Below are 23,121 nucleotides of genomic sequence, written 5' to 3'. Positions count from 1 at the left end.
GCCGCATGGCATTAAGTTACAGGTGAAGGCCAGATAAAAAAAATCCCCTCCGCGTCGTTAAGCCCGACGAGGAAGGGATAGTTGCGTTGCCGCAGTGTACGCAATTATTGCGGAGTTCGGCGCGCGCTGCAATGCGCGACGCGCCGGAAACGCGTTTGTTGAGATCGCATTAACGTTCTCGCAGCGCCTCTTTGGCGCGGTTAAACGGCTTGACCAGATAGTCCATCACCGTTTTCTCGCCGGTCTTGATATCGACCGTCGAGACCATGCCGGGACTGATGGCGAAGCGGCGTCCCGCTTTGTTCTGCACGTAGTCGGTATCGGTGCGGATAAAGACGCGATAGTAGTAGATCTCCGGCTTCACCTCATCCTGGATGGTGTCGGGCGAGATGCTCTCCACTACGCCGTGCAGCCCGCCGTAGATCGCATAATCGTAGGCGGAGATCTTCACCAGCGCCTTCTGCCCCGGATGGATAAAGGCGATATCGCGCGGCGAAAGGCGCGCCTCGATCAGCAGGCGGTCATCCATCGGCACGATATTCATCAGCTCGCCGTTGGGCGGGATCACCCCGCCGACGGTGGTGACCTTGATGTTTTTCACGATGCCGCGCATCGGCGAGCGCAGGGTCAGGCGGCTGACGGTATCTTCGCGCCCCTTTACCGTTTGCGCCAGGCTGTCCGCTTCCGCCGACGCCTTCGCTAGATCCTCGCGCGCCTGTACGTAATACTGCGAGCGCATATCGGTAAGCTTCAGCTCCAGATCGGACTTGTCGCGCTGCAGCCGCAGCACCTCGACGCTGCTGGCGGCGCCGCTTTTCGCCAGCCGCTGGGTAATGCCCAGCTCGCGGTCGGCCAGGCCGAGCGACTGCTGGATCTGCGCCGTCGCGTCTTTTAACTGCGCGCGTCGGGTGGTGTAGAGCCGGGTTTCCGAGGCGATCAGATCGGGAAAGGCCTTTAGCTCGTCGGGAAAGCGCAAAGGCTGATCGTTTACCTCGGCGTAGAGCCGCGCGCTGGCCGCCAGCGCGGCCCGATAGCGCGCCGCGCTTTCGCCGACGCTGGAGACGGATCGCGTCGGATCGAGCTTCGCCACGATCTGCCCCGCCTCGACCCGATCCCCTTCATGCACGTTAAGCTCGGCGAGGATCCCGCCTTCCAGCGAGCTGAGCACCTGATCGCGCGAGCTGGGGATCACTTTACCGGTGCCGGTCGACACCTCGTCCAGCACGCCGAACCATGCCCAGATCAGACCCGCCATCAGCAGAAAAAAACTGATGACGATCAGGCGCACCGAGCCGCTGTAGTAGGCTTCCGAGCGCAGATCGCCGTTAAGATCGTCTGAGGTCTCCGCTTCGGGCGCCACCAGCCGCAGTTTAGTCGATAGCTCGCTCATGCCTGATCCTCCGGACGATTGAGCGCCGGCCGCGCAGGCGGCAGCGCGCTCTCTTTCGGGCTGTCCATCACCAGCTGCCCCTCTTTTAATACCAGCACGCGATCCACCAGCGCGAGAATCGCGGCGCGGTGGGTCGCCACCACCAGCGTGCGGCCGTTGAGCCACTGGCCGAGCCGTTCGATAAACTCTTTTTCGGTATGGTCGTCCAGCGAGGCGGTCGGCTCATCCAGCAGCACGATATTGGGATCGCGCAGCAGCATGCGCGCCAGCAGCACCGACTGCCGCTGTCCGCCGGACAGCCCAACGCCGCCCTCCATCACCGGATGATCGAGCCCGAGCGGCAGCCGGCGAATAAAGTCGGCGCCGCCGCTCACCGTCAGCGCGGCGAAGATCGCCTCGTCGCTGGCGTGCGCCGCGCCCATCGTCAGGTTTTCGCGCAGCGTGCCGTGGAACAGCCGCGCGTTCTGCGTCATCAGGCCGACGTTGCGCCGCACGTCGGCGAGATCGATATGCGGCAGGCTCAGGTTGTCGAGCCGCAGTTCGCCGCCCACCAGATCCATGCCGCCGATCATCGCCTGCAGCAGCGTCGATTTGCCCGATCCGTTGCGGCCCAGCACCGCGACGCGTTCGCCCGGCTTGATGGTCAGGCTTTTGATGCGCAGCGCGATGGTGGCGGAGTCGCTGTAGTAGCGAAACATCGCCTCGCTGAACTGGTAGTGGCCGAACAGCACCGGGCAGTGAATGCGGGTTTCATCTTTGCTGTTCTCGACCGGCAGCGCCATCAGCGCGTCGAGGCTGGTTTTCGCCGCCTTGACCTGCTGCCAGCGCGCCAGCACGCCGCACAGGGTGCCCATCGGCGCGATCATGCGCGACGAGAGCAGCGACGCCGCGACGATGGCGCCGGTGGTGATGTCGCCGTTGATCACCATCGGCGCGCCGATCACGATCACGCTGGCATAGACCAGCCCCTGCACCGTCACGCCCCAGCTGATCAGCGAGTGCATCACTTTGCGCATCTCCACGCCGGACTGCGCGGTGATGCGGATATAGCTGTTCCACTGCTGCAGAAAGCGATCCTCCGCCTGCATCAGCTTGATATCCTCCAGCCCCTGCACGCTCTCTACCAGCACCGCGTTGCGCAGGGTCGACTCTTTCAGCGACTGGTGCGCCAGCCGCGCCAGGGTTTTCTGCTTCAGCACGCCGGGCAGGATCATCAGGATCACCGCCACCGGCGCGATCCACGCCAGCTGCGGCGCGATAATCGCCATGACCAGCATAAACAGCAGGAAAAACGGCATATCGACGATCGAGCTGACGGTGGTCGAGGTCACCATTTCGCGGATCGCCTCCAGCTCGCGCAGCTGAGAGATAAAGGTGCCGGTGGATCGCGGAATCGCGCTGTTGCGCAGCCGCAGCGCATGGCCGAACACCCGATCGGAGACGCGCATATCGGCGCGCTTGCCGAGCAGATCGGTGACGTGATCGCGCCCGACGCGCAGAATATAGGTAAAGATCACCGAGATAATCACCCCGCCGTAGAGCACGTAGAGCGTGGGGTAGGACTGCGCCGGGATCACCCGGTCATAGACCTGCATCGAAAAGATAATGCCCACCAGCGCCAGCAGGTTGATCAGGAAGGAGCCCAGCATTACGTAGCCGTAGGGGCGCAGATCGCGCAGCACCAGGCGCCGCAGCCAGTCGGGCTTAATGGTCTCCAGATAGCGGTCGACGCGGCTGTCTTTGGCGGCGGTGAGCGGGCGAAAAGCGGCGGCGAAGCGGATGTCGGGCAACAGGGTGCCGAGCGCCAGCGGCGTCGGCTGCTCGTCGCCGCTGAAGTGCACCCGCACCTCATCTTCGCCGTCGAAGCTGACGATGACCCCAACCTGGCCGTCCGCCAGCTCGACCGCCAGCGGCAGCCGCCAGTGGTTAATCTCCCACTTATTATCCTGGTAAAGCTGCAGCGACATGCCCGCCTGGCGCGCCAGATGGCGCAGCGCCTTGTCGCGCGTCTGTTTGCCCTGCCACTCGCTGGCGGCGAGGATCATGCCCGGCGAACAGGGCAGACGATAGTGCGCGGCGATCAGGATAATGGCTGTGGCCCAGCCGTGGAGCGGCACCCCGCCTTCGGCCCCCTCGGGCTTGCCGGCGGGCGAATCTGGAAGCTGCATTTGCGTCATGGCTGGATCTCCACGGACTGGATCCGCTGATTATTCAGGGCGAACGCCGACCGCATATGGCCGGTGCTGTAAAGGCAGTCGAGCTGCAGCGCGCGCAACTGGCTGATGGTTTGCTGCAGCGTAAAGCGCGTCTGGAACACCTCCTGCTCGGCGTTGAGCACGTCGAGCAGCGGGCGGGTGCCGAGCTGCAGATATTGATCCTGGTAAAGCGCCTGGGTTTTCTCGCCCAGCCGCTGCTGCCGCGCCTGAATCGCCAGGCTGAGCGCCAGGCTTTGCGACTGGCTCTGCGATTCGTTTAGCTGCTGGCGCGCCTTCAGCCGCGCCGAATTGACCGCTGCGTTGGCGGCGGTCAGCGCGTTGGCGGCGGCGTTGCGGCTGGCGGTCATGCCGCCGCCCTGATAGAGCGGCATCTCGACTTTGACCCAGGCGGAATATTGCGTGCGATCCAGCGTCTCGCTGCTGGCGTAGTGATTGTTAAGGTAGTGCGTTACCTGCGGCTCCAGCGAAATAGTGGGCAGCATCTGCGCGTTGGCGTTGTCCAGCTTCGCCTGCGCCTCGTTGGCCTGCGCCCAGGCGGCCAGCACCGCCGGAATAGCGCGGTCGTCGCTTTTCGCGGCGTCGCAGGAACGCGCCAGGCTGGCGGGAAAGTCGTCGCTGACCTTTTTCACCAGCGGCCAGCCGAGATAGGTCGCCAGCGTGGCGCGCCAGCGGTCGAGGTTGGCCTGATACTGCGTCAGCACGGTGCGCGCCCCTTCGATACGCGCGTCGGTTTGCGTGGCGTCGGAGAGCGAGGCGGCGCCTTCATTGTTGCGCTGACGCGCGAGATCGCCGATTTTCATCAGCGCCGATAGCTGCTCCTGGGCGATCTTCACCAGCTGCTGATAGCCCTGCACCTGCACCAGCGCCGCGGCCGTGTCGTGCGCCACGGTGTCGATGCTCACCAGCACGTTGGCCTGCTGCTGGGCGACGCCCGCCTCGGCGGAGCGCACCGAGCTGCTGACCTTGCCGAAGTCATAGAGCATCTGCGACACCGACAGCACGAACGAGGGGCTGTAGCCCTTCTCGCTGTAGCTGTTGCTGTAACCGTTATTCATGCCGCCGCTGATCTGCGGATAGTATTTGGCTTTCGCCACATCCACCTGATCCGCCTGCTCAAGCAGCTTTCCCACCGCTTCGGCGATGTCGGGATGCCACTGGATCGCCCGCTGCACCGCCTGATTGATGGTCAGGGAGTCGGGCACGCGCGCCAGCGCCGGTTCGGCGCTTTCGCCGGTTAATGAGGGAAGATCCTGCTGTTTCGCCAGGCCGGTGGCGGTGATCTGGCTGGCCGACTGCATCAGGTCGCTGCCGGCCGCCAGAGAAGAAGTTGTAAAAAAAGCGATGCCAGCACAGAGAACGCTGAGCTTAAAAGAACGGCGATATGTTGCGCTTGATTGCATCCGATCCATCGTTTTCCACTCGTCAGTTAGAGAAAGGGGCGCATCCCTGCGCCCGATAATGCTTCCCTGCCAGACATCACGGCGATCAGACCGTGTGATTCTGGTGCGGCTGTTGCAGTAGCTCCTCCAGTGAAACGTTAACCCCTTCCAGCGTGACCAGCTGCGTACTGCTGTAGGCGGTGCCGGTGCCGTCGCGGTCGATCGACAGAACGGTATTGCCGTCGGCGGTATGGTCTACCTTCACGAAGTCGTTGACGTTGCTGGTCGCGTCGTTCCAGCCGACGAGCAGACTGCTGATATCGATCTTGTCGCCGCTGGCGACAGAGAAATCGGTCCAGGTGTCATGCCCGTTGCCGCCGACGGCATCCGCGCTGTTGAGCAGGTGATACACCAGGGTATCGGCGCCCGCTCCGGCAGTGATGGTGTCGTCGTAGGCGCTGCTGGTCAGCGCGTCCGCCCCTGCGGTTCCGGTAATGAGCGGATGCAGGTCGATGGTGAAGCTGTTGGTGGTAATGGTGCCGTCGGCTGCCGCCAGGCTATAGCTGAACACCTCTTTATGCGCGATATCCTGCACGTTAACCGCTGAGTTCAGGGTGTAGGTGTAGTGACCATCAGCAGAGATGCTCAGGGTGCCGTAGTCGCCCGCCACCAGCGTGATGCCCGTGCTGCTGACGGCGGTGGTCAGACCCGCCTCGTTAGTGATGCTCAGCGCGCCGGTATGGGCCGCGCTGCTGTCGCCATAGATGCTGCCGCTCGCCGTGGTGCCGTCATCGACGTGCGCTTCGGCAAACAGGCTGTTTACCGAGAAGAGCGTCGCGGCCGGGCCGTTATGCAGGTTCACAGTCAGGGCGGCCGACGTCACCGCGCCGCTGGCGTCGCGCACCGAGTAGGTGAACACATCCGTGGCCGGCACCGTGTCGACATCCAGCCCCGCTTTCAGCGCATAGGTGTAGTTACCTCTGGCGTCGACGGTCAGGGTGCCGTAGGTGGTGTTGATCACCGTGTTGCCGGTCGCCGCAATCGCGCTGCTGCCTACCGTGGTCACCAGCGTGCCTGCGGGTATCGTGCCGGCCACCGAGCTGGTGTCGTTCGCCAGCAGGTTGCCCGTCACGGTCGCCGCCACCGTCACCGCCAGGGTGGTGATGTCGGAGGTGGTGGTCACATTGGTGGACGGCAGGACGCCGACGCCGCTGCTGGTGCCCAGCAGCACCGCGTAGTTGCCGGTGCCGAGGTTGCTATAGGTGACGTTGCCGCCCGTCTGCGTCCCGACCGTCAGGAAGGTCGAGATGTAGTTGGCGTTGCTCGATTTCACCACCCAGGTGCCGTTCGCCTGCTGCTGATAGAGGTAGAGCGTATAGGTCGACGTCAGCGCCACCAGGCTGGTCGCCGAGGCGTGCAGCGTGATGGTCCGGGTATCGCCCGCGCCCACGGTAAACTGATAGGCGTTCGCGCTTTGCAGCACGTCGAGCGTGACCGCGCCGCCCAGGTTAACGTTCAGCAGCGAAACACCGGTATGGCTGGTATTCGCGTTGGTAATCGTGCCTGTCTGCGTGGCGTAATCCACTTCGGTCACGTCGTTGGCCGCCACCACGCGGATAGCGCCCAGCACCGTTGCGGCGGGCGAGACGTTGCCTGCCTGATCGGCCTGAGTGACCGACAGCGTCGCGCCGGTGGTCTGGGCGGTGGTCAGCGTCAGCGAGAAGCTGCCGTTGGCCGCCACGGTGCCGCTGCCGATGGCGTTGCCGCCCGCGTCGCGTACCGTCACCGTCGCGCCCGCCTCGCCGCTACCGGTCAGCGTGGTGCCTGCCGTGTTGATCGCCAGGCCGGTAACCGCCGTCGGCGCCACGTTATCGATCGTCACGTTCGCCGTCGTGGTGCCGCTGACGTTGCCCGCCGGGTCGGTAACGGTGACGTTCAGCGCATGGGCGCCCTGCGTCAGCGTGGGGGTAGTGAAGCTCCAGGCGCCGCCGTTGCTGGCGGTCACGCTGCCCAGCAGCGCTGTGCCGTCATAGATCCTGACCAGCGCGCCCGCTTCCGCCGTGCCGCTCAGTACCGGCGTGGTGTCGCGCGTCGCGCCGCCGCTCGGTACCGTGACTGTCGGCGTCACCGAGTCGTTGGTGATCACCAGCGTACTGGCCGCCGGCGCCGTGGTGTCGATGGTCAGGGTGGCGTTAACGCTCGGGCTGACGTTGCCCGCCGCATCGGTGGCGGTGACGGTCAGCGTGTGCGGACCGCTGGCCAGCGTCGGGCTAATCAGGCTCCACTGGCCGTTGCTGCCCACCGTAGCGGTGCCCAACAGCGTGGCGCCCTCATAGACGCTAATCCGCGCGCCGACTTCGCCGCTGCCGCTCAGCAGAGGAGTGTTGTCGTTGGTCACGCCGCCGTTAGGAATGGTCACCGGCGTGCTGCCGTTGTTGTTGCTCACCGTCAGCGCCGTGACTGCCGCTGGCGCCGTGGTATCGACGATTACTGTGGCCGCCGTCGAACCGCTGACGTTGCCCGCCAGATCGGTCACCGTGACGCTGAGCGGATGGGTGCCCTGCGTCAGCGCGCTGGTGGTGAAGCTCCATGCGCCGCTGGCGCCCGCCGTTGTCGTGCCCAGCAGCGTGCCGCCGTCGAAAATGCTGACGCGGCTGCCCGCTTCCGCCGTGCCGTTCAGGGTCGGCGTGTTGTCGTTAGTCGACCCGCCGTTCGCCACCACCGTGCCGGTGATGTCGTTGACGACCTGCAGCGTCGAGGCGGCTGGCGCCACCGTATCCACGGTAACGGAAACCGTGGCGGAGGCGGCGCTGGTGTTGCCCAGCGCGTCACGCACCGTCACGCTCAGCGGATGGACGCCGTTGCTCAGCGCGGCGGTGGTGAAGCTCCACGCGCCGTTGGCGCCCGCCGTGGTGGAACCGAGCGCCGTGGTGCCGTCGAAAATCACCACGATAGCGCCCGCTTCCGCCGTGCCGCTCAGCGTAGGCGTATTGTCGTCAGTGACGGCGCCGTTCGTCAGGATGCCCTGAATCGTCCCAACGTTGTCGCTCACCGTCAGATCGGTGACCGCCGCTGGCGCCGTGGTATCTACGGTCAGCGTCAGCGTGGTCGGCGAGCTGGTGTTGCCGACCGCATCGGTGGCGGTGACGCTCAGGGTATGGGCGCCATCCGCCAGCGTCGGCGTGACGAAGCTCCACTGACCGTTGCTGCCTGCCGTCGTGCTGCCCAGCACCGTGGTGCCGTCGGTGATAACGATGCGGCTGCCCGCCTCGGCGCTACCGGTCAGCGCCGGCGTGCTGTCGTTGGTGCTGCCGTTGCTGGCGATCGGCACCGGCGTGGTGCCGTTATTGTTGCTTGCCGTCAGGGTAACAGCCGCTGGCGGTGTGGTGTCCACCACAATGCTCGCCGTGGTGGCGCCGCTCACGTTGCCTGCCGGATCCGTCACCGTCACGCGCAGCGTATGCGCGCCTTCGGCGAGCAGGCTCGAGGTAAAGCTCCACGCGCCGCCCGTGCCGACGGTCGCGGTGCCCAGCGCCGTTGCGCCGTCATACACCGTGACGGTGCTGCCCGCTTCCGCCGTACCGCTCAGTACCGGCGTGTTGTCGTTGGTCGAGCCGCCATTCGGCACCGTCACGTTGGCAGCGTCGTTGGTGACCACCAGCGTCGATGCGGCTGGTGCGACGGTATCCACCGTCAGGGTAAACGGCGTCGCGGCGCTGGTGTTGCCAGCCGCGTTAGTCACCGTGACGTTGAGGGTATGCGCGCCGTTGCTCAGCGCGCCGGTGGTGAAGCTCCATGCGCCATTCGCGCCAGCCGTTACCGTGCCGAGCAGCGTCGCGCCGTCGTAAACGGTCACGATATTGCCCGCGCCAGTAGTGCCGCTGAGCGTCGGCGTGTTGTCGTCGGTAACCGCGCCGTTCACCAGGTTGCCCTGCGTCGCCCCGACGTTATCGTTAACCGTCAGATCGGCGACCGGTGCTGGCGCGGCGGTAGCGACCGTCAGCGTCAGCAGCGCGGCTTCGCTGGTGTTGCCTGCCGCATCGGTGGCGGTCACGCTCAGGGTATGCGGGCCGTCGGCCAGCGTCGGGGTGGTGAAGCTCCACTGACCGTTGCTGCCCGCCGTGACGCTGCCCAGCACCGTGTTGCCGTCGGAGATAAGGATGCGGCTGCCCGCCTCCGCCGTCCCCGTCAGCACTGGCGTGTTGTCGTTAGTGGTGCCGTTACTGGCGATCGGCGTCGCCGTCGCGCCGTTGTTGTTGCTGGCGGTCAGCGTCACAGGTGCAGGTGCCACGGTATCGACCACCACCGTCGCGGTGCCGGACGGCACGCTGACGTTGCCCGCCGCGTCGGTGACGCGAGCGCTCAGCGTATGGGTGCCCTGGGCCAGCGCAGCGGAGACGAAGCGCCAGCTGCCGCCAGCGTCCGCTGTGACGGATCCGAGCGCCGTGGCGCCGTCATAAATCGTCACCAGGCTGCCCGCTTCGGCAGTACCGCTGACCACCGGCGTGTCGTCATTGGTGTAGCCGCCGTTCGGTATCGCCGTATTGGTGGCGTCGTTGGTGATCGTCAGATTCGCGGCCGTCGCTGGCGCGATGGTATCCACGGTGAAGGCGATAGCGGCGGAGCGATCGCTCAGGTTGCCTGCCGCATCGGTTACCGTCACGCTCAGCGCGTGCGCCCCGTTGGTCAGCAGCGGCGAAACGAAGCTCCATGCGCCGCCTGCTCCCGCCGTCGTCGAACCGATGACGGTGTCGCCGTCATAGACGGTGATCAGCGCGCCAGTTTCGGTGGTGCCGCTCAGCTGCGGCGTGTTGTCGTTGGTGGCGGTGCCGTTGGCGATCTCCACCGCCGTGGTGCCGTTGTTGTTGCTCAGCAGCAGATCGGTGACGGGGGTCGGCGCCGTGATATCGACGGTAATGGCGATCGGGCCAGCCGACGCGCCAGGGTTGCCTGTCGCATCTACCGTGGTGATGGTGAAGCTGTGCGCCCCCTCCGCCAGCGCCGCTGGCGTAAAGGTCCACACGCCGCCCGCGCCGACGGTGACGCTGCCCAGCGTGGTTCCGCCGTCAGCAATGGTAATCACGGTGCCAGCGCTCGCCGTGCCGCTCAATACCGGCGTGGTGTCGCGGGTAGAGGCGCCGTTGGCCAGATTAACCAGCGTGCTGCCGCTGTCGTCGGTAAGCTGCAGCGTACTGCTGGTCGGCGGCAGGCCATTCTCAATGGTGATAGCGAAAGGCGTACTCGCCGCGCCGACGTTGCCCGCTACATCGGTCTGCGTAACGATAAAGCTGTGCGGACCGTTGCTCAGCGCGCCGGTGGTAAAGCTCCATGCGCCACCGGCGCCCGCCGTTACCGATCCCAGCAGCGTGTCGCCGTCATAGACGCTGACGACGCTGCCCACCTCCGCCGTGCCGCTCAGGGTCGGGGTGTTGTCGTCGGTAACCGCGCCGTTGGCCAGCGGGCCGGTGGTGGCGCCCGCATCGTCGCTCACCGCCAGATCGGCGATGACCGCAGGCGGCGTGAGATCGACGTTGATGGTGTAGGGCTGCGCCTCGCTGCTGACGTTGCCCGCCGCGTCGGTGACCGATACGGTAAAGGTATACTGCCCGTCGGTCAGCGTGCCGGTCTCAAAGCGCCAGACGCCGTTCTGGTTCACCGTAGCGGTGCCGAGCAGCGTCTCACCTTCATAGATATTGACCGTAGCGCCCGCCTCGGCGGTGCCGCGCAGCACCGGCGTATCGTCGTTGGTATAGCCGTCGCTGGCGATCAACACCGGCGTCGCGCCGTTGGTATCGTAGATATCGAAGGTCGCCACCGGCTGCGGCGGCGTGGTGTCCACGGTCAGGGTGACAGATGAGGTGGAGCTAATATTGCCCGCCGCATCCGTTACCGTGACGTTCAGCGTATGCGCGGCGTCGGAGAGCGCCGGCGCTGGCGTAATGCTCCATGCGCCGCTGCCGTCCGCCGTCGCCGAGCCGACCGCCGTGGTGCCGTCGTAGAGGGTAACCAGCGTGCCCGCCTCTGCCGTGCCGCTGATGGCTGGCGTGCTGTCGTTGGTGATGCCGCCGTCGGCGATAATCGCGCCGCCGTCGTTGCGCACCGTCAGCGCGCCTGCCGGTTCCGGCGGCGTCACGTCGACCACAAAGGTAAAGGCTTCAGAACGCGCGCTGACGTTGCCGATCTCGTCGGTCACCGTGGTGCTCAGCGTATGGCTGCCGTCCGCCAGCGTCAGCGAGTTAATGCTCCATGCGCCCTGGCCGTCTGCGGTGACCGATCCGATTACCACGTCGCCGTCATAAAGGGTGACCAGGCTGTTGGCCTCCGCCGTTCCCGCCAGCACCGGCGTGTTGTCGTTGGTGGCGGCGTTCGGCGTCAGCAGCACCGTTTCCGGGCCGTTGTCGCTGCTGACCGTCAGCGCAGACGCCTCCGGCGCCAGGGTGTCGACGGTAAAACGGATCGCCGCTGTAGGCGCGCTGGTATTGCCCGCCGCATCGGTGAGGGTCACCGTCAGGCTATGCGCCGCGTCGCTCAGCGTCGGCAGCGCGAAACTCCACAGGCCGTTGGCGCCGACCGTGGTGGTGCCGAGAGCAAGGGCGCCGTCATAAACGGTGACGATGCTGCCCGCTTCGCCGCTGCCGCTCAGCACAGGCGTGCTGTCGCTGGTGATGCCGCCGTCGACGATCGCCGTCGCCGTCGCGCCGTTATCGCTGTTGAGGGCGATATCCGCCGCCGTTGCCGGCGCGGTGGCGTCGATAACCACGCTGATAGCGGCGGAGGCGCCGACATTGCCTGCCGCATCGACAGGGGTCAGGGTAAAGGTATAGGTGCCGTCGTCAAGCGCAGGCGGGGTATAGCTCCAGCTGCCGTCGGCGTTGACCGCTACGCTGTCCAGCAGCGTGGCGCCATTATAGATGGCGACCGTGCCGCCCGCCTCGGAGAAGCCGCTCAGCACCGGCGTGTTGTCATTGGTCAGGCCGCCGTCCGGAATAGCCGTTGGCGTTGCGCCGCTGTCGTTGCTCAGCGCCAGGCTGGTCACGGCCGCAGGCGGCTGGGTATCGACGTTCAGCGCGATGGCGCTGCTGGCCGGGCTAGCGTTGCCGGCTGCATCCGTTACCACGGCGCTCAGGCTATGCGCGCCGTCGTTGAGCGTCGGCGCGGTAAAGCTCCAGCTGCCGTCGTCATTCACGGTGGCGCTGCCGAGCACCGCCGTGCCGTCCAGCACGGTAACGATGCTGCCCGCTTCGGCGCTGCCGCTCAGCACCGGCGTGTTGTCGTTGCTCAGGCCGCCGTCTGGGATGATCGCGCCGGTAAGATCGTTGGTGAGCGTCAGCCCGGTAACGGCCTCAGGCGCGGCGGTATCGACGGTAAAGTCGACAGGCGAAGTCGTGCCGCTGCTGTTGCCCGCCGCATCAGTAACGCTCACGCTCAGGCTGTGCGGCCCGCTCGCCAGCGTCGGCGTGGTAAAGCTCCAGCTGCCCTCCGGTCCTGCCGAGACGGAGCCGATCGCCACGTCGCCGTCATAAACCGTGACGATGCTGCCCGCCTCGGCCGTGCCGGTCAGCTCCGGCGTGGCGTCGTTGGTGGCGCTGCCGTCCACAATCGGCACCAGCGTCAGGCCGTTGTTGTTGTTAACCAGCACGTTGTCGGCCAGCGCAGGAGCGGTGGTATCCACGCTGAAGCCCAGGGCTTCCGACGTGGGTCCGACGTTGCCCGCCGCATCGGTCACGACGGTGGTGAAGCTGTGCGCGCCTTCGCCCAGCGCGGGCGACGTAAAGCTCCAGCTGCCGTCAGCGCCGACGGTGGCCGTGCCCAGCACTACCGCTCCGTCAGAGACAGTGACCGTGCCGCCCGGCTCCGCTGTCCCGCTCAGCACCGGCGTGTCGTCGTTGGTCGCGCCGCCTGCCGCAATGACGACGCCGCTGGCATCGTTGGTCAGCAGCAGCGCGGTGGCTGCCGCAGGCGCGGCGGTGTCGACGGTAAAGCCGATCGCCTCAGACGGCGCGCTGCTGTTGCCGGTGGCGTTCGTCACCACCACGCTCAGGCTGTGCGCCCCTTCGCTCAGGGTCGGCGCGGTGAAGCTCCAGCTGCCGTCGCCGCCGACCGTGGCGGTGCCCAGCACCGTGGTGCCGTCGGAAACGGTAACCGTGCTGCCCGCCTCAGCGGTGCCGCTCAGCACCGGCGTGGTGTCATTGGTCTGGCCGCCCGCTGCAATCGCCGTGCCGCTGGCGTCGTTGGTGAGCGCCAGATCCGCCGCCGCCGCTGGCGGCGTCAGATCCACGGTAAAGGCATAGGCCGCCGACGCCGGACCGGTATTGCCGGCGGCATCGGTGACGGTGGCGGTCAGGCTGTGATCGCCCGCCGCCAGCGTCGGGGAGGTAAAGCTCCAGCTGCCGTCGCTGTTCACCGCCACGGAGCCGAGCGCGACGTCGCCGTCATACAGAGTAACAGTGCCCCCCGGTTCGGCGGTGCCGCTCAGCACCGGCGTGGTATCGCTGGTGGTGCCGTTCGCCGGGATCGCCGCGCCGCTCTGATCGTTGTTCAGCGTCAGGCCGAGCGCCGCCGCTGGCGGCAGCGTGTCTACCGTAAAGTTCAGCGGCGTGGTTGGCGCGCTGGCGTTGCCCACCGAGTCGGTCACGGTAGCGCTCAGGCTGTGCGGGCCGTCGTCAAGCTGCGGCGAAGTAAAGCTCCAGCTGCCGTCATCAGCGGCGGTGGTCGAGCCGAGCACCTGGTCACCGTCAGAGACGATAATCAGGCTGCCCGCTTCGGCAGTACCGCTTAACACCGGCGCGGCGCTGTTGGTCAGACCGTCTGCGGCGATCGCCGTGCCGCCTTCATTAGTGAGCAGCAGGTCGGCCGCCACGGCTGGCGGCGTGGTATCAACGGTGATGGCGACCGCTTCCGATGCCGGACCGGCATTGCCCGCCGCGTCGGTCACCACGGCCGTCAGGCTGTGATCCCCTTCGCTCAGGGCAGGTGCGATAAAGCTCCAGCTGCCGTCACTGCCTACCGTCGCAGAGCCAAGCGCCGTGTCGCCGTCGTAAACGGTGACAAAGCCGCCTGCTTCCGCGGTGCCGCTCAATACCGGCGTCGGATCGTTGGTGACGGTGCCGGCGATTGGTACAGGGGTGCCGCTCTGGTCGCTGCTGAGCAACAGATCCGCGGCTGCGGTCGGCGCGATCGTATCGACGCTCACCAGCACTGGCGTAGTGGCGCTGCTGCTGTTGCCCGCCGCGTCGGTTACCACCGCGCTCAGGCTGTGGTCGCCCTCGCCCAGCGTCGGCGTAGTGAAGCTCCAGTTGCCGTCATTGCCCACCGTTACGCTGCCCAGCGGCGTGTCGCCGTCGGAAACGGTAACGATGCTGCCCGGCTCGGCGCTGCCGCTCAATACCGGCGTCGCGTTGTTAATCAGGCTACCGGACGCGATCGGCGCGCCGTCATTGCTCAGCACCACATCCACCGGCAAGGATGGCGGTAATGTGTCGACGGTGATGGCGACAGGTTCAGACGCGGGACTCGCGTTGCCAGCCGCATCGGTGACCACGGCGGTGAGGCTGTGATCGCCATCGGACAGGGTCGGCGTGGTGAAGCTCCAGCTGCCGTCGCTGCCTGCCGTGGTCGTGCCCAGCACCTGGTCGCCGTCGGAAACCGTCACGATGCTGCCCGGCTCCGCGCTGCCGCTCAGCGTCGGCGTATTGTTGCTGGTCGGCGTATCCGTGCCCACCGGATCGCCGTTGGCGTCGGTCAGCGCGATGTCTGCCGCCGCGGTCGGCGCAACGGTGTCGATGGTGAGCGTCAGCGGCGTGGATTCAATCAGGTTGCCGGTCGCGTCGCTGTAGCTGGCGAGGAAGGTATAAGTGCCATCCGCCAGCGCCGCAGGCGTGAAGTTCCATTGCCCGTTGGCGTCGGCGGTGACGCTGCCCAGCGCGTCACCGTTGCTGAAGAGGGTTACCAGCGCGCCTGCCGTCGCCAGACCGCTGAGGATCGGCGTGGTGTCTTGCGTGCTGGCGCCGTTGGCCAGCGGCAGCAGCGGACTGCCGCTGTCGTCGATCGCCTCCAGCGAGGCGGTGGCCGGCGGCAGACCCGCCTGGATGTTCAGGCTAAAGGCTGGCGTCGCCAGGCTGACGTTACCCGCTGCGTCGGTAACAGTCACCGTTATGCTGTGGTTGCCGTTGCTCAGCGCGATGGTGGTGACGCTCCAGTTGCCGCTGCCGTCAGCGACGGCGCTGCCGAGCAGCACGTCACCTTCGTAAACGTTGACCAGCGCGCCCGCTTCCGCCTGGCCGCTGAGGGTCGGCGTGTTGTCGTCGGTGGTGTCGCCGGAGGTGAGTGGCCCCTGGCTGCCGCCGACGTCATCGCTTACCACCAGGCCGCTGGCGGCGGCTGGCGGCGTGGTATCGACGGTAAAGGTCAGCGGCGCGGAGGCCGGGCCGACGTTGCCCGCGAGGTCGGTCTGAGTGGTGGTCAGGCTATGCGGGCCTTCCGCCAGCGCAGGCGAGGTAAATTGCCAGTTGCCGCTGGCGTCCACCGTCGCGGTGCCCAGCAGGTTGCCGTTGTCGGAGACAGAGACGGTGCTGCCCGGCTCGCCCGTGCCGCTCAGTACCGGCGAGACGTCGCGGGTGGCGCTGCCGTCGCCGATCGGCGTGCTGGTGCTGCCGTTATCGCCGGTAAGCTGCAGGTTATCGGCCGCATCCGGCGCAATGGTGTCGACGGTGAGATTCAGCGGCCCGGCGTTGGCGGTCGCGCCGTCCGGCCTGACGATGGTGGCATAGAAAGCGTGCAGGCCGTTCGACAGCGAGAAGAGCCGGAAAGACCACTGGCCGCTGCCGTCTGCCGTGGTGCTGCCTATCAGCGTCTGGCCGTCATAGAGCGTAACCACGCTGTTCGGATCGGCGAGGCCGCTCAGCACCGGGCTGTCGTTATTGGTCGTGGCGCCGTCGATCAGCGGCGCGACGGTGGAGCCGGTTTCGCTGACCGCCTCCAGCGTCGTGCTCGCTGGCGGCAGCGCGCCGTCAACGGTGAGCGCGAAGGCGTCAGAGGCCGGGCCGATGTTGCCTGCTGCATCGGTGAGGGTGGTCGTCAGGCTGTGCGCGCCGCTGCTCAGGGTCGGCGTGGTGAAGCTCCAGCTGCCGTCAGTATTGACGGTGGTGTAACCCAGTACGACCTGACCGTCATAAATCGTCACCAGCGCGTTTGGCTCGCCCTGACCGCTGAGGGTCGGAGTACGATCGTCCGTGGTGTCGCCCGAGGCGAGCTGGCCTGTGGCATCGCCGTAGTTGTCGGTGACCACCAGGTTGCTCGCCGCCGCCGGCGCGAGGGTATCAACGTTAAAGGCCAGCGGCGCGGAAGCCGGGCCGCTGTTGCCCGCCAAATCGGTTACCGTGGCGGTCAGACTGTGGTCGCCCTCGCCCAGCGCGGGGCTGATAAAGCTCCAGCTGCCGTCGGCGTTGACCGTCGCGCTGCCCAGCACCTGGTCGCCGTCGGTAACGGTAACGATGCTGCCCGGTTCAGCGCTGCCGCTCAGGGTCGGCGTGGTGCTGCTGGTGGATCCGCCAGCCCCTATCGGCTGTAGCGTGCCGCCGCGGCTGTCGCTCAGCACCAGATCGAGGATCGCCGCTGGCGGCGTGCTGTCGACGTCGAAGGTTATCGGCGCGGAGGCGCCGCTGACGTTGCCCGCCGCATCGGTCACGGTGGCGCTCAGGCTGTGCGCGCCCTCGCTCAGCGCGGGCGTCGTAAAGCTCCAGCTGCCGTCTGAACCGACGACGACGCTACCGAGTACGTTGCCGCCGTCGGAAACGGTGACGATGCCGCCCGGCTCCGCCGTGCCGCTCAGTACCGGCGTCGTATCATTAGTCGCGCCCGTGGTGACCGGCACCAGCGTGCCGCTGGCGTCGCTGCTCAGCTGCAGCCCGCTCACCGCATCCGGCACGACGCTGTCGATAGTGATATTCAGCACTGGGGAAGGCGTTACGCTGCCGTCTGCGTTAGTGGTGTCGGCGCGGAAGGCGTAGCTGCCCTCTTCCAGCGTCGTCGGGGTAAAGCTCCACTGACCGGCCGCGTCGGCGGTGACGCTGCCGATGACCGCGTCGCCGTTATAGAGCGTCACCAGCGCGCCCGCGGTGGTCAGGCCGCTCAGCACCGGCGTGGTGTCGCGCGTGGTGTCGCCGTCGCCCAGTTCTACAAGGATGCTGCCGCTGTCGTCGGTCACCACCAGCGAGGCGGTGGCTGGCGGCACGCCGGCGTCAACGGTGAGATCGAACGGTGCCGTCGGCGCGCTGACGTTGCCGGCCGCATCGGTCACGGTGACGGTCAGGCTGTGCAGGCCGTCGCTCAGCGCTGGCGTGGTGAAACTCCAGCTGCCGTTGACGTCAGCCGTGGCGGTGCCGAGCAGCACGTCGCCGTCGTAGACGCTGACGATGCCGTTGGCCTCCGCCGTACCGCTCAGGGTCGGCGTACTGTCGTCGGTGGTGTCGCCGGAGGCGAGATCGCCCTGCGAGGCGCCCACGTCGTCGGTGACCACCAGGTCGGTAGCCGCCTCTGGCGCAGTGGCATCAACGGTAAAGGTGAGCGGCGCCGAAGCGGGGCCGGTGTTGCCCGCCGCATCGGTTACCGTGGTCGTCAGGCTGTGGCTGCCGTCGGCAAGCGTCGGCAAGGTAAAGCTCCAGCTGCCATCCTGCGCGACCGTAGCGCTGCCGAGCACCGCGTCGCCGTCAGAAATGGTCACAATGCTGCCGGGTTCGGCGCTGCCGCTCAGCACAGGCGTCGTGTCGCTCGTGGTGTCGCCAGCGGCGACCGGCACGGAGACGCCGCTGCTGTCGCTGCTGAGCGCCAGATCGGCTGCGGCGACCGGCGCCTGCGTATCCAGGGTAAAGGTCACCGGCGCGGTCGGCGCGCTGGCGTTGCCCGCCGCGTCGGTCACCACCGCCGTCAGGCTGTGGCTGCCGTCGGCGAGAACCGGCGAGGTGAAGCTCCAGCTGCCATCCTGAGCGGCCGTAACGCTGCCCAGCACCGTATCGCCGTCCGAGACGGTGACGATGCTGCCCGCCTCCGCCGTGCCGCTCAGCACCGGCGCGCTGATGTTGGTGAGGCCGCCGATGGGATCGCCGTTCTCATCCGCCAGCGTAATGCCGGTGGCGGTTGTCGGCGCCGCGGTGTCGATGGCGATCGTCAGGGTGGCGGAATCGGTGATATTGCCCGCGGCGTCGGTGACGCTGGCGCGGAAATCGTAGGTGCCGTCCGGCAGCGCCTGCGGCGTAAAGCTCCACAGGCCTGCCGCATCGGCGGTGACGCTGCCGATAACGGTATCGCCGTTGTAAAGCGTGACCAGCAGCCCGGCGGCGGTCTGGCCGCTCAGGGTCGGCGTCGCGTCGCGCGTGCTGGCGCCGTCAGCGAGATCCACTGGCGCGCCGCTGCTGTCGTCAGCGACCGCCAGCGTCAGGGTCACAGGCGGCTGGCTGGCCGCCACGGTCAGATCGAATGGCGTCGTCGGCGCGCTGACGTTGCCTGCCGCATCGGTCACGGTCACGCTCAGGCTGTGCGGGCCGTCGGCCAGTTCAGGCGTGGTAAAGCTCCAGCTGCCGCTGCCGTCGGCGTTGGCCGTCCCCAGCAGCTGGTCGCCGTCATAGACGCTGACGACGCTGTTGGCTTCCGCCGTGCCGCTCAGGGTCGGCGTGCTGTCGTCGGTGGTGTCGCCGAACGCCAGCGCGCCCTGACGATCGCCGACGTCATCCGTTACGGTGACGCCTGACGCTGTCTGCGGCGCGGTGGTATCGAGAGTAAAGGTCAGCGGCGCAGAGGCTGCGCTAACGTTGCCCGCCGCATCGGTCACGGTGGCGGTCAGGCTGTGGCTGCCTTCGGCCAGCGTCGGCGTGGTAAAGCTCCAGCTGCCGTCCTGGGCGACGGTGGTCGTGCCCAGCACATTGTCGCCATCGGAAACGGTGACGATACTGCCCGGTTCCGCCGTGCCGCTCAGTACCGGCGTAGGGCTATTGGTGGCGCCGTCGGCCGTGACCGGCACGCCGTTGGCATCGGTCAGAGCCGCGTCCGTGACCGCCGCAGGCGCGACGGTATCGATAGTGACGGTCAGCACCGGCGAGGGCGTCACGCTGCCGTCCGCGTTGGCGGTGTCGGCGCGGAAGGCGTAGCTGCCATCCTCGAGCGCCGCGGGCGTAAAGCTCCACTGACCGGCCGCGTCGGCGGTGACGCTGCCGATAACCGCATCGCCGTTATAGAGCGTCACCAGCGCGCCCGCGGTGGTCAGGCCGCTCAGCACCGGCGTGGTGTCGCGCGTGCTGGCGCCATCGGCCAGCGCCACAAGGGTGCTGCCGCTGTCGTCGGTCACCTCCAGCGAGGCGGTGGCCGGCGGCACGCCGGCGTCAACGGTGAGGTCGAACGCTGCCGTCGGCGCGCTGACGTTGCCGGCCGCATCGGTCACGGTGACGATCAGGCTGTGCAGGCCGTTGCTCAGCGCTGGCGTGGTGAAGCTCCAGCTGCCGTTTGCGTCAGCCGTGGCGGTGCCGAGCAGCACGTCGCCGTCGTAGACGCTAATCAGGCCGTTGGCCTCCGCCGTGCCGCTCAGAGTCGGCGTGCTGTCGTCGGTGGTGTCGCCAGAGGCGAGATCGCCCTGCGCGTCACCCACGTCGTCAGTGATCACCAGGCCGGTGGCCGCCTCCGGGGCGAGGGTATCCACGGTAAAGGAGATCGGCGCCGAAGCCGGGCCGGTGTTGCCCGCCGCATCGGTCACGGTGGTGGTCAGGCTATGGCTGCCGTCAGCAAGGCCGGCTGCGGTAAAGCTCCAGCGCCCGTCTCCGCCGACGGTCGCCGTGCCCAGTACGGTGTCGCCGTCAGAAATGGTGACGGTGCTGCCCGGTTCGGCGCTGCCGCTCAATACCGGGGAGGCGTCGCCCGTGGCAGAGCCAGCGGCGACCGGCACCGAGACGCCGCTGCTGTCGCTGCTGAGCGCCAGATCGGCCGCGGCAGTCGGCGCCTGCGTGTCCAGGGTAAAGTTCGCCGGCGCAGTCGGCGCGCTGGCGTTGCCCGCCGCGTCGGTCACTACCGCCGTCAGGCTGTGGCTGCCGTCGGCAAGCGTCGGCGAGGTGAAGCTCCAGCTGCCGTCCTGACCAACCGTGGCGCTGCCCAGCACCGTGCCGCCGTCAGAGACGGTAACGATGCTGCCCGGCTCCGCCGTGCCGCTCAGCACCGGCGCGCTGGTGTTGGTGAGGTCGCCAATCGGATTGCCACTGGCGTCCGCCAGCGTGACGTCCGCCGCCGCTGTCGGCGCGACGGTGTCGATGGTAATCGCCAGGGTGGCGGAATTGATGATGTTGCCTGCGGCGTCGGTGACAGCCGCACGAAAATCGTAGCTGCCGTCCGCCAGCGCGGCGGGCGTAAAGCTCCACTGGCCGTTGATGTCGGCAGTGACGCTACCGATTGCGGTATCGCCGTTATAGAGCGTCACCAGCGCGTTGGCGAAGGTCTGTCCGCTCAGTGTCGGCGTGGTGTCGCGGGTGCTGGCGCCATCGGCCAGATCCACCGGCGCGCTGCCGCTGTCGTCGGTGATCACCAGCGTGCTGGCCGCCGGCGGTTCGCCTGCAGCGACGGTGAAATCGAACGGCGCGGTCGGCGCGCTGACGTTGCCTGCCGCATCGGTCAGCGTCAGCGTCAGGCTGTGCGCGCCGTTGCTCAGCGTCGGCGTGGTAAAGCTCCAGTTGCCGTCGGTGCCGACCGTCAGGCTGCCGATGGCGACGCCGTTATCATAAATCGTCAGCAGCGAATCGGGCTCCGCCTGTCCGCTCAGAATGGGCGTGGCGTCGTCGGTCGTGGCGCCTGACGCCAGCGGCCCCGTGCTGTCGCCGACGTCGTCAGTGACCACCAGACCGCTGACCGGTTCCGGCGCCTGCGTATCGACGGTAAAGTTGAGCGGCGCGGAAGCCGCGCTAGCGTTGCCCGCCGCATCCGTTACCGTTGCCGTCAGGCTATGGCTGCCGTCCGTCAGTACCGGCGTGGTAAAGCTCCAGCTGCCGTCTCCGCCTGCGGTAACGGTGCCCAGCAGCGTGTCGCCGTCCCGCACGGTGACTGTGCTGCCGGGTTCCGCGCTGCCGCTCAGCGTCAGGCTATTGTCGTTTGTCGCGCTGCCGGCGGACACCGCTGCGCCGTCGTCGTTAGTCAGCTGCAGATCGGCTGGCGTGGTTGGCGCCAGCGTGTCGATAGTGATGGTCAATACCGGCGACGGCGTAATGCTGCCGTCGGCGTTAGTGGTATCGGCGCGGAAGGCGTAGGTTCCGTCCGCCAGCGCGGCAGGGGTGAAATTCCACTGGCCGCTGGCGTCGGCGGTGACGCTGCCGATGACCGTGTCGCCGTTGTAGAGCGTCACCAGCGCGCCCGCCGTCGTCAGGCCGCTCAGGGTCGGCGTGCTGTCGGCGGTCGAGGCGCCATTGGCCAGCTGCACCAGCGTACTGCCGCTGTCGTCGGTAATTTCCAGCGAGCTGGTCGCTGGCGGCAGATCCGCCGCGACGTTAACCACAATCGCCGCCGTCGGCGCGCTGACGTTGCCTGCGGCATCGGTTACGGTCGCCGTCAGGCTATGGCTGCCGTTGCTCAGGGCGGGCGTGATAAAGCTCCAGAGACCGTCGGCGCCGACCGTGACCGTGCCAAGTAAAGTATCGCCGTCATATACGCTGACGGTGGTGCCCGCTTCTGCCTGGCCGCTCAACGCTGGCGTATTGTCGTCGGTCGAGCTGCCGGAAGCGAGCGGGCCCTGGTTGTCGCCGACGTTATCGGTCAGCTGCAGGTTGCTGGCTGCGTCCGGCGCAAGGGTATCAACGGTGAAAGTCAGCGTAGTTGCCGGGCTAACGTTGCCTGCCGCGTCGGCGGCGGTAATGCTCAGCGTATGGCTGCCTTCGCCCAGCGCGGAGGGAGTGAAAGACCAGCGCCCATCGCTGCCGACGATAACCGTGCCCAGCAGGGTGCCGTTATCGGAAATAGTGACGGTGCTGCCCGCTTCAGCCGTGCCCTGCAGCGTCGGCGTTGTGTCGCTGGTCGCGCCGTTTGCGGCGATGGGCGTCAGGATGGTGCCGTTATCGCTGATGGCGCTCACGTCGGTTAACGCCGGCGCGAGGGTATCGACAGTAAAGTTCAGCGGATCGGTGGCGCTGCTGGTGTTGCCTGCGGCGTCAGTGACCGTCACCGTCAGGCTATGCTGGCCATCCGCCAGCGTCGGCGTGGTAAAGCTCCAGCTGCCATCGGCATTAACGGTTACGGTGCCCAGCAGCGTGCCGTTGTCGTAAACGCTGACGGTCGCGCCCGCTTCAGCGGTTCCGCTTAAAACCGGGGAATTGTCATCGGTGATGCCGCCTGCGGCAATGGCGCCCTGAATGCTGCCGACGCTGTCGTTAATCACGATATTGGTCGCCGCGCCGGGCGCGGTGGTATCGCCGCCGCCTGTGCCGCCGCCGTTGTCGCCGCCGCCTGTTCCGCCGCCGCCCGTGCCACCGCCGGGGTTGCCGCCATTATCGCCGCCGCCCGTGCCGCCGCCGTTGTCACCGCCGCCGGTGTTATCTCCGCCGCCGCCACCGCCGCCGCCGTTATTCGCGGCGAACAGCGCGCCGATACCCGCCAGCGCCGCGCCGCCGATACCAAAGGCGGCGATAGTGTTGTCGCTGGTCAGGTTATCCGCCAGCAGTCCTTCGGTGCTGTCGATAGAGACGTACTGGAACCCCTCTTCACCGGGATTTTCTACCCACCAGAGCGCACCTTTGTCATCCTGCAGTACCAGGTCGCTTTCACCTGCCGGGCCGTAAAAATTATGAATAACAACCGTTTCGCCAGATTTCGTGGTAACAACAAGATCGTTGCCGTTACGTGCGAAAGATTTGATGTCAGATCGATTGAGGTTGAGTTTAACCACACTTGGAGTGGACAAATTGACGTCGCTGCCACTCAGCTGCGAGGCGATAGTACCGCCTTTAGGCGTTACTGAGATATTATTCATGTTATGTATATCCCATTGAGGTTATTAATATTCATAAAAATGCCCGGCACCCATTGATGCCGGTTTTTTCCGTGAATAACGCTGTGTGCTATTCACTCCCCTCTTTGTCGATCCCATCTGCTTGACGAAATCGCACTGAGCCATGCTGAA

Annotated in this window: 4 protein-coding genes; all 4 read right to left on the bottom strand. The window is 66.8% G+C overall.

Annotation, left to right across the window (positions count from 1 at the left end; all coding sequences use genetic code 11):
* Positions 1-169 precede the first annotated feature (169 nt).
* Positions 170-1,390, bottom strand: coding sequence for an HlyD family type I secretion periplasmic adaptor subunit (locus AC6I7Z_RS03515; protein ID WP_497813166.1), 1,221 nt, complete (start codon positions 1,388-1,390; stop codon positions 170-172).
* A complete protein-coding gene (locus tag AC6I7Z_RS03510; RefSeq protein WP_497813165.1) occupies positions 1,387-3,567 on the bottom strand; it encodes a type I secretion system permease/ATPase in 2,181 nt (726 codons plus the stop codon). Before AC6I7Z_RS03510 ends, AC6I7Z_RS03515 begins: the two co-directional genes overlap by 4 nt.
* Complete coding sequence (locus AC6I7Z_RS03505; RefSeq protein ID WP_497813164.1) at positions 3,564-4,904, bottom strand: TolC family outer membrane protein; 1,341 nt, start codon at positions 4,902-4,904, stop codon at positions 3,564-3,566. The genes AC6I7Z_RS03510 and AC6I7Z_RS03505 overlap by 4 nt, the downstream gene beginning before the upstream one ends.
* A gap of 187 nt (positions 4,905-5,091) precedes the next feature.
* On the bottom strand, positions 5,092-22,971 hold the full coding sequence (locus tag AC6I7Z_RS03500; RefSeq protein WP_497813163.1) for an Ig-like domain-containing protein: 17,880 nt from the start codon (positions 22,969-22,971) through the stop codon (positions 5,092-5,094).
* Between the last annotated feature and the right edge of the window lie 150 nt (positions 22,972-23,121).

Source organism: Pantoea sp. X-Soil-MYKO-1289 (assembly GCF_059730625.1).
The sequence above is the reverse complement of the archived record's forward strand: the minus strand, read 5'-3'. Positions and strand labels throughout refer to the sequence as shown.

Excerpts from the sequence above, each read along its gene's own strand:
- AC6I7Z_RS03515 (WP_497813166.1), bottom strand. The coding sequence starts at position 1,390 with ATGAGCGAGCTATCGACTAAACTGCGGCTGGTGGCGCCCGAAGCGGAG.
- AC6I7Z_RS03500 (WP_497813163.1), bottom strand. The coding sequence starts at position 22,971 with ATGAATAATATCTCAGTAACGCCTAAAGGCGGTACTATCGCCTCGCAG.
- AC6I7Z_RS03510 (WP_497813165.1), bottom strand. The coding sequence starts at position 3,567 with ATGACGCAAATGCAGCTTCCAGATTCGCCCGCCGGCAAGCCCGAGGGG.
- AC6I7Z_RS03505 (WP_497813164.1), bottom strand. The coding sequence starts at position 4,904 with ATGCAGTCGGCCAGCCAGATCACCGCCACCGGCCTGGCGAAACAGCAG.